The sequence below is a fragment of the Kribbella aluminosa genome (genome assembly GCF_017876295.1).
In the GTDB taxonomy this organism is placed as follows: domain Bacteria; phylum Actinomycetota; class Actinomycetes; order Propionibacteriales; family Kribbellaceae; genus Kribbella; species Kribbella aluminosa.
The window spans coordinates 3,307,539-3,320,128 of sequence record NZ_JAGINT010000002.1; the positions used below are offsets into that span (position 1 = coordinate 3,307,539).

Sequence of the window (12,590 nt, forward strand, 5' to 3'; positions counted from 1 at the left end):
GCAGAACAGCCTGTCAACGCTGGAACAGGGTCAGGAAATGTTCCAAGTTCCGTCTATTGACACCTGGTTCTGTTCAGTGGAACCTCTCAAGGACTCGCCCAACGCCCCTGGGAGGTTCCCCATGACCGCTGTGGACTGGACGGTCCTGGTCGGCTACTTCGTACTGATGGTGCTGATCGGGATCTGGTCACGCACCAAGATCAAGACCGTCGTCGACTACTTCACGACCGGTGGCCGGATTCCCTGGTGGCTGTCCGGAATCTCGCACCACATGTCCGGCTACAGCGCCGTCATGTTCGTCGCCTTCGCCGCGGTCGCGTACTCGTACGGCATCACCGTCTACGTCTGGTGGGCGATGACGATCGGGATCGGCGTCGGCATCGGCGCGTTCCTGTTCGCCGCGCGCTGGAACCGGCTGCGCGCGAAACACGGGGTCGTGTCGCCGCTGGAGTACCTCGCGCGGCGGTACAACCTCCCGACCCAGCAGGCGCTCGCGTACTCCGGTGCCGCGCTGAAGGTCGTCGACATCGCGTCCAAGTGGGTCGCGATCGCCGTGCTGCTGAACGGATTCACCGGCGTGCCGATGCGCTGGGGGATCCTGCTCACCGGCGTCGTGACGATGCTGTACGCGACGCTCGGCGGGCTGTGGGCCGACGTACTCACCGACTTCGGGCAGTTCGTGATCCAGTTCGCGGCCGGCATCGCGATGTTCGTCGGCGTGCTGCACCACCTGGACGGCGTACCGACGCTGTGGAAGATGTGGGACCAGCTGCCGGCCGGTCACGGGCACGCGCTGAACGGTCCGTACACGCCGATCTTCCTGATCGCGTTCCTGTTCATCAAGACGTTCGAGTACAACGGCGGCATGTGGAACCTGGCGCAGCGCTACATGGCTGCGCCGTCCGGCTCCGACGCGAAACGGTCGGCGATGCTGTCGTCGGTGTTGTGGCTGGTCTGGCCGTTGGTCCTGTTCATCCCGATGTGCGCGGCGCCGCTGCTGGTGCACCCGGGCAAGCCGGAGCAATCGTACGTCGAGCTGGCACAGCTGTTGCTGCCGAGCGGCCTGATCGGGCTGGTCCTGGCCGGGTTCTTCTCGCACACGATGGCGATGGTGGCGTCCGACGCGAACGCGATCTCGTCGGTGATCACCCGCGATCTGGCGCCGGTGCTGGTGCCGCGCGTACGGCAACTGACCGACGGCGCGACGCTGAAGATGGCGCGGATCGTGACGTTCACGTTCGTCACGGTGAGCATGCTGATCGCGATCGCCACCAACGGGGAGGGTGTGGTGCTGAAGATCGTCGTCGACCTGGTCGCGGCGACCATGGGGCCGATCGCGATCCCGTTGATGCTCGGGCTGCTGCCCTGGTTCCGGCGGAGCGGATCGCGGGCTGCGCTGGCGTCCTGGGCGATCGGGCTGATCGCCTGGGTGATCGTGAAGTACGGCGTCGGGTCCACCGACCAGACGCTGGTCGTCGCGTTGCCGCTGGCGACCTCTCTGGTGGTGTACGTCGGCCTCGGCTTGCTGCTGCCCGAGAATCGTGTGGACGTCGACGACCTGGTCGACTCGCTGAACACCGACCCCGAGCTCACCGCCCAACCGGCGGCGGCCCGGTCCTGAACCACTGTTCGAAAACGACACACAGGAGAACCGCCTTATGCCGAACATCACCGTCGAACTGCTCTCCGGCCGCACCCTCGACCAGCGCCGCGAGTTCGTCGCCGCCGTCACCGACTCCGCCATCGCCATCCTCGGCGCCAAGCGCGAGGCGGTCCGCATCGTCTTCCAGGAGATCGAGAAGACCGACGTCGCCAACGGCGGCACCCTGGTCGCCGACGCCTGACTCGCCCCCGCGGTCAGCCGCGATCTCGACTTTGAGAAGCCACCAACCAGATTTTCGTGCTGGAAATGGTTGGTGGGTTCTCAAAGTTGGGGTTGGACGGGCGCGCCGGATGGTGGAACGGGGGAGGGGGTGGGGGTTAGGGGCGATTAGGGTTCGGGTATGCGAGTTGGGGTGTTTGGTGCAACGGGTCAGGTCGGCGGGGTCATGCGGGAGTTGCTGATCGAGCGCGACTTCCCGGTGGACGAGGTGCGGTTCTTCGCGTCGGCGCGGTCCGCGGGCAAGAAGCTGCCGTTCGGTGACCGGGAGATCGTCGTCGAGGACTCCGCGACGGCGGACTTCTCCGGGCTCGGGCTGGCCCTGTTCTCGAACGGGAAGACGGCCTCGAGGGAGCTCGCCCCTCGAGTCGCCGCCGCGGGTGCCGTCGTGGTGGACAACTCGTCCGGCTGGCGGATGGATCCCGACGTACCGCTCGTGGTCTCCGAGGTGAACCCGGAGGACCTGAACACGATCCCCAAGGGCATCGTCGCGAACCCGAACTGCACCACGATGGCCGCGATGCCGGTCCTCGCCCCGCTGCACCGCGCGGCCGGCCTGACCCGTCTGGTGGTCTCGACGTACCAGGCCGTCTCCGGCTCCGGCGGTGTCGGCGTGAGCGAGCTCGAGGACCAGGCGCGTGAGCTGTCCGTGGCCGGCGGCAAGCTCGCCCGCGGGACCGAGGGCATCACGCTCCCCGAGCCCAAGGTGTACGCCGGGCCGATCGCCTTCAACGTGCTCCCGCTGGCCGGGTCGATCGTTGCCGACGGCACCGGTGAGACGGACGAGGAGCAGAAGCTCCGCAACGAGAGCCGGAAGATCCTGCACCTCCCGGACCTGCCGGTCGCGGGCACCTGCGTCCGGGTGCCGGTCTTCACCGGGCACTCGCTGAGCATCCACGCCGAGTTCGCCTCGGCGATCACCCCGGCCGAAGCGACGGAACTCCTCGGTGCCGCGCCCGGTGTGGCGCTCGCCGACCTCCCGACCCCGCTGCTCGCGGCCGGCCATGACCCGTCGTACGTCGGCCGGATCCGCCAGGACCAGTCGGTCCCGGGCAACCGCGGCCTGGTCCTGTTCGTCTCGAACGACAACCTCCGCAAGGGCGCCGCCCTGAACGCGGTCCAGATCGCGGAGCTGATCTATCGACGTCAAGAAGGCTGACATCGAGGGACCGTGAGTCCGCGATAGGCGGCCGGACGGCGGCTCGCTGACATCCTCAAGCGAGTACCTCGCCCAGAGCAGCAGCCGGGTACGGGAGAGACCGACCTTGCTGCCGGCGGCATTCTGTACCTGACCTGGCGTGTCTCGCCGACGGATCAGCGCGACGACGCGAGGCGTTTGTACGCCGCCGTCGACGAGCTAGTCGTGAAGGACGCGCTCGGCACGTGTGACCTGCTCCTCGACGAGCAGGTCACCAGCGCGAGTCCGGGCCGGACGATCCGTCGCGTGGTCGCCCGGAAGCCTCAGCAGCGGTAGAAGTCCTTTGTATAAACGCCGTTCACCGCGGTGAGGGTGTGGTCGAAGCAGCCATGGCCGGTGGCCCGGAAGTGCACGGTCTGTGTGCCGGTCGCGTGGCGCTGGTCTCGTGGTACGCCGTAGATCCAGGACGCGCGGCCGTCGTACGTCTCGGTCGTGGTGAGCCGCGGCGTACGGATCGTGTCGTAGATCTTGAGGTCCGTGACCACGTCGTACCCGCCGGGGATCGTTGCGTTGGGCAAGAAGGTCAGTACGCCGTGCTTGCCGTAGCCGAGGTCGGTCCGCTCGACGCGCCCGTTGCTGATCGTGGTCGCGGTGTCGCGCCAGTCGGCGTCGAGGGCGTCGTGGGACTCGCCGGCGTCCCAGGTGTGCTTGGAGACGTTGGTCAGCGCCCGACGGACGGTGGTGCGGATCCGGCCGGCCGAGGTGTCGACGTACCCGCTGATCGTGAGGTTGCGGGCTGCCGTCGTGTTGACGGAGCCGGCCGCGTTGGGGGCACCGGTCACGTCGTCGGTCTTCGCGAGCGGGCCGACGGTGTACGACGTGAGGGCGCCGGTCGTCTGCGTGCGGTGCGCGTCGGTCCACACGTGCAGGTTCGGGACCGTGAACCAGCCGGACTGGCCCGCCGGTACGCCGTCGACGTGGATGCGGAACTCGTGCGGCTTGCCGTCGGTCAGCAGGCCTGCGAATGGCGTGAGGTCGTACGTCAACGGCTTGATGTCGAACGCGCGCGGCGCGGGGGATGGGCGCCACTCGTACGGGTTCGACCAGCCGCCGGTGTAGATGTACGGGTACGGCAGGGCGATGCCGGCGAGCTTCCCGTCGATGCTCACGTCGACCTCGCGGTACGGCGAGCCGTCGGGGCAGGAGTACCCGGTCGCGGCCGGTGCGGACGTGTCCCAGAACTCCTCGCAGCCGCCGCCCGATCCGGTGACGTAGACCTCGCCGAGGACGCGGGTCGTGTTCCGGGGGAGGGTCGCCGTACCTCGGAGGTCGGCGTCCTCGCGGGTCTGGTCCTGCAGCGGCAGTACTTCGTCCGCGGTCCGGGCTGCCGGGGTGCGGCGGTCGGTGGTGTAGAAGTCCAGCGTGACCCGGATGTCGAGGACGCCGGTGTAGGTGCCGTCGACGACGTTGCCGAGCTCCATGACGACGGGTTGCGTCGTCCGCAGCAGCGGGATGTACGACGTGACGTCCTTCTCGACGTTCCACTCGATGCCGTCGGTGCTCGGCTCCGGCGTCGAGGTCCGGAACACGCCGACGCCGCCGATCGTGAGGTGACCGAGGCGGTCGTACTGCACGCCCTGCACCGCGCCGTGCATCCGTAGCACGACCTTCGACCACGGACCTTGGCAGTCGGCGAGCGGCGTGTAGGTCGACCGGTACGGGTCGAAGTCGCGGAACTGATTGTTGACAATCTGCACTTCACAGTGCCGGGTGTGCGGGACCGCGACGGCCGGCGCGGGTGTCCGCGGGTCGTCGTAGTCCGAGCCGAACTCGGCCGGCGGGGCGGCCGCGCGGGCCGGAACGCCGATCGCCAGCAGGAGGACGGATAGTGAGGCGGTTACCACCGACCGTATGCGCATGTTGCGGAAACGTAATGGAGAAGGTTCGGGTGGGCAAGCGAGTGGCATGGTCAGCCGCCGTGATTGCTATTACTGTCCGGTAAAGGCGTGCCTCCCGGCCCAACGCCTACTGCGCGGCACTCGGCACGGCATCTCGCCGCACTGGAGCAAAGGCCACGATGGAACCACATCGAGGCCTTCGTTCCAGCACGCCGAGGCACCGCACCGAGCACCTGCTCGCTACGGCGCTGGACCGGGAGGCACGCCCAACTTGACCCCCTACGGAGGCCAGTCATGATGCCTGTCGCCGATCCCGGCCAGCTCGCACTTCTCAGCAACCGCAAGGACACCATGGCCCAGATGTTCCTGGACCGGGTGGCGGCGACGCCTGAGCGGGAGGCGTTCCGGTTCCCGCGCGGAGAGCAGTGGAAGTCGGTGACCTGGCGGGAGACCGAGGCGCTGACCCGGCGCCGGGCCGCGGGCCTGATCGCGCTCGGGGTCGAACCCGAGCAGCGGGTCGGGATCGCGGCCGGCACCCGGATCGAGTGGATCGAGTGCTACCTGGCCGCCGTACTGGCCGCGGCCGCAACGTCGACGATCTACCCGTCGACGATCTCCGCCGATGTCGCCTTCATCGTGGCCGACGCCGACGTCCAGGTGGTGTTCGCCGAGGACGCCGGGCAGGTCGACAAGCTCCGCGCGCACCGGGCCGAGACGCCGTCGCTGCGCAAGGTCGTGCTGCTCGACGGCACGCCGCTGGAGAGCGACGGCGACTGGGTGATCGGCCTCGGGCAGCTCGACCTGCTGGGCGACGAGTACCTCGCCGAGCACCCGTCGATTGTCGACGATCGGATTGCAGGCATCACCCCGGATACCTTGTGCACGCTGATCTACACCTCCGGTACGACGGGTCGCCCGAAAGGCGTGCGGCTGCCGCACTCGGTGTGGACGTACGAGGGCGCCGCGGTCGAGGGCATGCGGGTGCTGTCGCCGGACGACCTGCAGTTCCTCTGGCTGCCGCTGTCGCACGTGTTCGGCCAGGTACTGCTCGCGGTCCAGTGCCAGATCGGCTTCGCGACCGCGGTGGACGGCCGCATCGACAAGATTGTCGACAATGCGGCTGTCGTCCAGCCGACGTTCATGGCGGCGGCGCCGCGGATCTTCGAGAAGGCGCACGCCCGGATCGTGACGATGATCCAGTCCGAGGGCGGGGCCCGGGCCAAGTTGTTCGACTGGGCGTTCGGGATCGGTGCGAAGGTCTCCGCCCTCCGGCAGTCCGGTCGGGAGCCGTCAGGTCTGCTGGGTGCGCAGTTCGCCGCGGCGGACCGGTTGGTGCTGTCGAAGATCCGGGCCCGGTTCGGCGGCCGGATCCGGTTCTTCGTGTCCGGGTCCGCGGCGCTCGACAAGTCGCTGGCGGAGTGGTTCCACGCCGCCGGGTTGCTGATCATCGAGGGGTACGGGCTGTCGGAGACGTCGGCGGGGTCGACGCTGAACCGGCCCACGCAGTACCGGCTGGGCAGCGTCGGTCCGGCGTTCCCCGGTACGTCGTTCAAGATCGCCGAGGACGGCGAGATCCTGATCAAGGGCGACGGCGTGATGAGCGGGTACCACAACCAGCCCGAGCAGACCGCCGAGGTGCTGACCGCCGACGGCTGGTTCCACACCGGCGACATCGGGCACTTCGAGGACGAGTTCCTCTACATCACCGACCGCAAGAAGGACCTGTTCAAGACCTCCGGCGGCAAGTACGTCGCGCCGCAGGTGATCGAGGGCCGCTTCAAGACCATCTGCCCGTACGCGAGCCAGTTCATCGTGCACGGCAACCTGCGCAACTTCGTCTCGGCACTGGTCACGCTGGACCCGGACGCGATCACGAGCTGGGCGGAGTCGAACGGCCTCGGCGGCAGGCCGTACGCCGAGATCGTCACGTCCGGCGCCGCCCGCGCCATGGTCCAGGGCTACGTCGACGAACTCAACGCCGGCCTGAACCGCTGGGAGACGATCAAGAAGTTCACCATCCTCGACCGCGACCTCACGGTCGAGTCCGGCGAGATGACCCCCAGCCTCAAGCTCAAGCGCAAACACGTCGAGACCGAGTACGCCGACGTCCTCGACAAGATGTACGAGTAGCCCGCGGGAGGCGCCGCGAACGGCGCCTCCCAACCGACACGGGTCAGCCGGCGCAGTTGTGGACGCCGGTGGTGGCCGAGGCGATCACGAGATCCACCTTGCCGTCGAGGGCTGTCAGGTGCAGAGCGGTGACCGATTGGCCGTGCTCGGTGTTGGCCACCGGCTTTCGTTGGTTGGTGGTCAGACGGATACCGGCGACGGTGGTCGTGCTGTTGAGCTCGGCCGAGACGGGCATCCGCCGGCCGCCGATGTACAGCCCGGCCAGGTCCGTGGTGGCACTGGCTCCGGCGCAGGTACTGGTGGATTTGGCGGTCGCACCGCGGACCTCGATGACCGGGAGCCCCGGAATGCCGATTGTCGTGTTGTTGACAATCGACGATGCGGTGGAGGTGCCAGGAGCGAGGCTCGTCTGAACCTTCGGGCACAGCGCCCTCGTGGTCACCAGGCCGCCGGCCGCGAGTTCCGCCGTACATGACGTCCTGGTGGTGAACGGTTGTGCGACCCGAACGTCCTTGGTGTCCGGCTGCGACGGAATCTTGACCTGCGCGAGCAGCGGAACGTCGATCGTGCCTGCGACGCCGTACGTTCGCCCGGTGTAGTACTCCAGCTGCACGGTCGCCGACTTGGAGGACGACAGGTAGAAGTCGTCGCCCGTGAAGGACACCGAGACCCGAACGGTCGCCGCCGCGTTCAGCGGCTGGTTCGCCGAAGAAATCGTGCAACGGGCCGTCCCGGACGAGTCAGTCGTCCCCGTGCACGACTGGCGATCGCTCCCATTGCCCAGTGCCAGCTGCAGCTTCCGCCCAGCGACAGTGCAGCTTCTGCCCAGCGACAGCCGGGCCGTGGAACTCGCGCAGTGTCCCGACAGCGAAGCGGCCGTCCCGTTGGCGACCGCTTCGGACCCGTGTACGCGACCTGGGTCGCCTGATGCTCAACAGCGAACGAGACGAAGCTCGAACTCGCCGCAGTCCCGTGATCACCGAGATACCGCAACGTCAGGGTTGTCGGCCCAGACTTCTGCGTCGGCGTGAGGGCACACGATGCGACCCCGTTTGCATCGGTGGTCCCGGTACACGTCTGCGTCCCACCTCCGAGACCGAGCGTGAACTGGATCCGCGCACCCGGTATCGGCGTGGTGGCTCACCGGCCTGCGGCTGTGGAGCACCCGACGACGCGGCGGTCTTCGCCGTACCGCCCGTCAGTCTGGCCGCGGCCGTGAACGGCACGTGATGCGGCCGCGGCCTTCGAGCCCGGCGAATCCTGCGCGGCCTGCGCCTGCGCCGGGGTGACGCCGCCGATCGCTACCTCGCTGCCGCCCAACGCGGCCAGGCCTTCCTCGAGACCGAGATAGTCCCGGCTTCAGGTACTCGGCGAGGACCTTGCGCAGCGCCGCGTCACGGCCGGCGGGCGTCGCCGGCGTTGCGGCCTTGGTCGTCGTACTGCGGTGAGTGTCGACGCGGCTCGTCGCCGCGTCGTGGGCGGTGCCGGTTGCGGCCGTTTCGCCTTGTGCAGAAGGATTTTCGTGGGTCGCGGCCTCCGACCCGGAGATGCTGATCGTTCCTGGAATCAATGCGCCAACGGCGACAAGGACAGCCCGCGGGCGGCGCGGTTGTCCGAGCATGTGAGTGTCTCCTCCGACGTGGTCGTCCTGGAGCAACTGTTTGTGTGCGTACCGGTCCTTCGATGGAAGTCGGTGATGTTACGCACACAGGGGTTCACTCGCGGAACGACGCTCCCGGGTGCTCGGTCGGTGCGAAAGGCTTACCGGGACAAGAACTTCCGGATCGCTTCGACGTAGGCGGCCGGTTCTTCCTCGTCGATGGAGTGGGCCGAATGCTGGAAGATCTCCAGGGTGGCCTGCGGGAGCCGGGTCGCGAGGTCGCGCGGGATGTCGAAGCCGACCTGGCGGTCCCAGAGGCCGGCCAGGACCAGCGTCGGGATGTCCAGCGCGGCCAGGTCGTCGACGAGCTCGGGACGCTCGTCCCCGACCAGCGCCATCGCTACCTCGATGTTGGGTGGTGGCGCGTTCTGGTCGTCGGCCGGGATGTTCGACGGGTCGTGGTAGAAGAAGGCGGCGGCGTTCTCGCTCTGGGCGATCGCGCCGAGCGCGGCGACCGTCCGTTCCAGCGGCTTGGTGACGCCGTCGAGCTGGGCGCGCAACGCGGTCCGCTCGGCCGGTGTCAGCAGCGGGTCGACGGCGCCCGGCCGCATCGTCCACAGCCCGGGATGCAGCGGGTCGACGATCGGCGGCGCGTGCAGTACCAGGCGGTCCACATGGTTGCTGTGAGCAACGGCGTACTCCGCGGCCAGCAAGGCCCCGAACGACACGCCCCACGGGACGATCCGGTCGGCGCCCAACGCCGTACGCAACTCGTCGAGGTCCGCGACCAGACGCTCCATCGTGTACGTCGACGTGTCGGCCGGACGCTGGGTACGCCCGCACCCGCGCTGGTCGTAGAACACCACCGGCACGAACCGGGCGAGCGCATCCCCGACGGACCGCTCCACGCCGTACGAACTCTCACCCGGCCCGCCGTGCAACAGGACCAACGGCGTACCACCGTTCCCGGCCCCCGCCACCCGCACCCAGTGCGAGACCCCACCCGCGAGCACCGTCCGCGTCCCGTCACTCAGCATGCCGGCGAGCATACGCGTGCCTATGCTTGAGTGACTGCGCACGTGGGGACAGTCGGGGGGCAGAGTGAGCGGTCGTGATGGACGTCCGATCGTGTTCCTGGACGTCGACGGGACGCTGCTGCCGTTCGGCGGCGATCCCGCGGCACGGAGGCTGGTCGCGGGCGTCGGCGTACGGCTGGCGGCGATGCCGTGCGAACTCGTCTGGGCCACGACCTGGGGCGAAGACGCCAACACCGGCATCAGCCCGCGCCTGGGGCTGCCCCGCCTGCCGGTGGTGACGTGGGAAGCGGACCCCGGACCGGGAGACCACGGGCTCGGCCTGCACTGGAAGACCCGCGGCCTGGCGACCTGGGCAGGAACCCGCCCCTTCGTCTGGCTCGACGACGAGCTGACCACCCTGGACAGCGACTGGCTCCGCAACTACCACCCGGCCCCCACCCTCCTCGAACACATCGACCCGCACGAGGGCGTCACTCCCCAAACCCTCACCGCCGTGGAATCCTGGCTCCACGACCTCTGATGAGGGGGAGCACGAATGACCGTTGATCGGGCTGCCGTTCGGTACGACGTACTTGTCGGTGGTGGCGACCGAGGACGGGGTGGAGCGGCCGTTCGTCGCGAGCGTCGGGGCCGGAAACAACTCCTGGTGTCCGGGCACAGGCTATTGCTTGTCTGCGGACACGAGTAGCTGTTCCGGCCCACATCACCGGGCATCGGCGCCCGGCCGGGAGTAGCAAGCGGCGTCAGGCTGAGGTGGCGAGGGCGTGTTTGCCGGTGGTGAGGGACTGGCCCTGGTCGATCATCTGTTCGGCGATCCGGTCGACGGCCTGGGAGAACGCCTCGGAGTTCTCCGGGTCCCAGTCGGTGAGGTGGTCGAGCATCCAGACCCGGAACGCGCCGACGAACCGCTGGAACATCTCCAGGCCGAGCGTGGTGAAGCGGTAGTGGCCGAGCGTTTCCGACAAGTAGCCCTCGGCAACCAGTTGGGTGGCCAACGGTTCGAGTACGCCGGGCGGCATCCGCAGCTCGCCGGTCATCTCGGCCAGCGTGGCGGATCCGGACTCCGCGCCGCCGCGGAAGACGCGCATGATCATCCAGGTCTGCGCGGCGCTCAGCGGCAGCCCGGACTGCGCGAGCACCTCGGGCGCGGGGTTGCGTTTGTGATGCCGTACGACGAGAGCCGCGAGCTTCTGGAGTTCGTGCTCGGAGTCGAACGAGGCGGGGGCCCCGAAGTTCTCGCCGACGTCGGACGCGGCCATCCGCGCGGTGTCGCGGAGCGGGACCTCCTTCAGCAGCAGCGCGGTGAGGAACCCCAGCCCGGCCACCGGCACCGCCCAGAGGAACACCACGTGCAGCGAGTCGGCGTACGCCGCGGTGATCACCGAGCGCGCCGCGTCGGGCAGTCCGCGGACCCCCGCCACGGTCGCCGCCAGCCGCGGGTCGACCTTCGCGGTCTGCACCGCGACGCCGAGCTTCTCCGGCAGTTGGTGCGCGTAGATCGACCCGAACACCGCGACTCCGAACGAGCTGCCCATCGTCCGCAGGAAGCTCACCCCGGAGGTCGCGACGCCGAGGTCCGAGTAGTCGACGGTGCTCTGCACGACCACGGTCGGCACCGGCATACACGCGCCGATACCGAGTCCCAGAACCACCATGAAGCCCGCGGTTTCGAGGTAGGACGTGGCGTTGCCGAGAAGCGAGAGCAGGAACAGACCGACGCCGATCAGGATCGTGCCGAAGATCGGGAACAGCCGGTACCGCCCGGTCTTGCTGATGATCTGCCCGACCACCACCGACGCGACCAGCAGCCCGCACACCAGCGGCAGCATCTGCAGCCCGGACTCGGTCGCCGAGGCGCCGTGCACGAACTGCAGGTACGTCGGGAGGTAGGTGACCCCGCCGAGCATCGCGAACCCGATGATGAAGCTCATGATCGAGCACACCGTGAACACCGGGGAGCGGAACAACCGCAACGGCAGTAACGGCTCCGCGGCGCGCCGCTCGGCCAGCACGAACAGCCCCAGCGCGAGCACCGAGCCGACCGCCATCGCGATGATCACCGCCGAGGTCCAGGCGTACTCGTTCCCGCCCCAGGTGGTGACCAGCGTCAGCCCGGTCGCGGCGATCCCGATGAACAGGATCCCGAGATAGTCGATCCTCGGGCCGACCGCGGCCTTCACCGAAGGAAGGGTGATCGAGGCAACGATCAGCACGATGATGCCGAGCGGGATGTTCACGTAGAACGCCCAGCGCCAGCTCAGGTGGTCGACGAACAGCCCGCCGAGCAGCGGCCCGGCGACCGTCGACACCCCGAACACCGAACCCATCACGCCCTGGTACCGGCCGCGCTCGCTGAGCGGTACGACGTCCGCGATCACCGCCATCGCGGTGACCATCAGGCCGCCGGCGCCGAGGCCCTGGATCGCCCGGGACCCGACCAGCCAGAGCATCGAGTGCGACATCCCGCAGAGCGCGGACCCGGCGAGGAACAGGACGACGCTGAGCAGGAACATCGGCTTGCGCCCGTACAGGTCGCCGAACTTCCCGATCAGCGCGGTCATGATCGTCTCGGCGAGCAGGTACGACGTCACCACCCAGGACAGGTGGTTGGCCCCGCCGAGATCGCTGACGATGGTCGGCAGCGCGGTCGCCACGATCGTCTGATCGAGCGCCGCGAGCAACATTCCGAGCATGATCGCCACCACGACCGCGTTCCGGGTGGCACGTCCGACGGGGTGAGCCTCGGTGTCCATGAACCGAATGTAATCGGATCGGCACCTTCCGCCACCGCAGAACCGCTGCGATCGGATCAAGAAATGCCCGGATCCGTACCGACGCCGGATCCGTACCGAAGAACGGGCAGTGGTAGGCGATCTGGCCGGTCGGAAGCGGAGCGCACGCGTGACGT

9 protein-coding genes are annotated in these 12,590 nt (G+C 68.4%); 5 read left to right on the top strand and 4 right to left on the bottom strand.

Translation table 11 applies throughout. The features are described 5' to 3' along the window. Window positions 1–121: 121 nt before the first annotated feature. From JOF29_RS37030 to JOF29_RS37040, 3 genes are all read left to right on the top strand, one after another. Complete coding sequence (locus JOF29_RS37030; protein ID WP_209698991.1) at window positions 122–1,621, top strand: sodium:solute symporter family protein; 1,500 nt, start codon at window positions 122–124, stop codon at window positions 1,619–1,621. A 37-nt stretch (window positions 1,622–1,658) separates the two neighbouring features. Beyond that, entirely contained in the window at window positions 1,659–1,844 is a 186-nt protein-coding gene (locus JOF29_RS37035) for a tautomerase family protein (RefSeq protein WP_209698992.1), read from the top strand. Between the two features lie 159 nt (window positions 1,845–2,003). Then, window positions 2,004–3,038, top strand: a complete 1,035-nt coding sequence (locus JOF29_RS37040) for an aspartate-semialdehyde dehydrogenase (RefSeq protein WP_209698993.1) — start codon at window positions 2,004–2,006, stop codon at window positions 3,036–3,038. A gap of 302 nt (window positions 3,039–3,340) precedes the next feature. Here JOF29_RS37040 and JOF29_RS37045 read toward each other — a convergent pair whose 3' ends face one another. Beyond that, complete coding sequence (locus tag JOF29_RS37045) at window positions 3,341–4,936, bottom strand: peptide-N4-asparagine amidase (protein WP_209698994.1); 1,596 nt, start codon at window positions 4,934–4,936, stop codon at window positions 3,341–3,343. A 273-nt stretch (window positions 4,937–5,209) separates the two neighbouring features. On the opposite strand from JOF29_RS37045, the gene JOF29_RS37050 reads away from it, so the two are divergent. Further along, a complete protein-coding gene (locus tag JOF29_RS37050) occupies window positions 5,210–7,045 on the top strand; it encodes an AMP-dependent synthetase/ligase (protein WP_209698995.1) in 1,836 nt (611 codons plus the stop codon). Between the two features lie 43 nt (window positions 7,046–7,088). Here the strand turns inward: JOF29_RS37050 and JOF29_RS37055 are convergent, their stop codons facing one another. Both JOF29_RS37055 and JOF29_RS37060 read right to left on the bottom strand, forming a co-directional pair. After that, entirely contained in the window at window positions 7,089–7,709 is a 621-nt protein-coding gene (locus JOF29_RS37055; RefSeq protein ID WP_209698996.1) for a choice-of-anchor P family protein, read from the bottom strand. A gap of 1,097 nt (window positions 7,710–8,806) precedes the next feature. After that, window positions 8,807–9,682 (bottom strand): alpha/beta fold hydrolase, encoded by an 876-nt coding sequence (locus JOF29_RS37060; protein WP_209698997.1) that lies wholly within the window; start codon window positions 9,680–9,682, stop codon window positions 8,807–8,809. 64 nt (window positions 9,683–9,746) lie between these two features. On the opposite strand from JOF29_RS37060, the gene JOF29_RS37065 reads away from it, so the two are divergent. Further along, a complete protein-coding gene (locus JOF29_RS37065) occupies window positions 9,747–10,202 on the top strand; it encodes an HAD domain-containing protein (protein ID WP_209698998.1) in 456 nt (151 codons plus the stop codon). A 223-nt stretch (window positions 10,203–10,425) separates the two neighbouring features. On the opposite strand, the gene JOF29_RS37070 is transcribed toward JOF29_RS37065, so the two are convergent. Then, entirely contained in the window at window positions 10,426–12,435 is a 2,010-nt protein-coding gene (locus JOF29_RS37070) for an MDR family MFS transporter (RefSeq protein WP_209698999.1), read from the bottom strand. Between the last annotated feature and the right edge of the window lie 155 nt (window positions 12,436–12,590).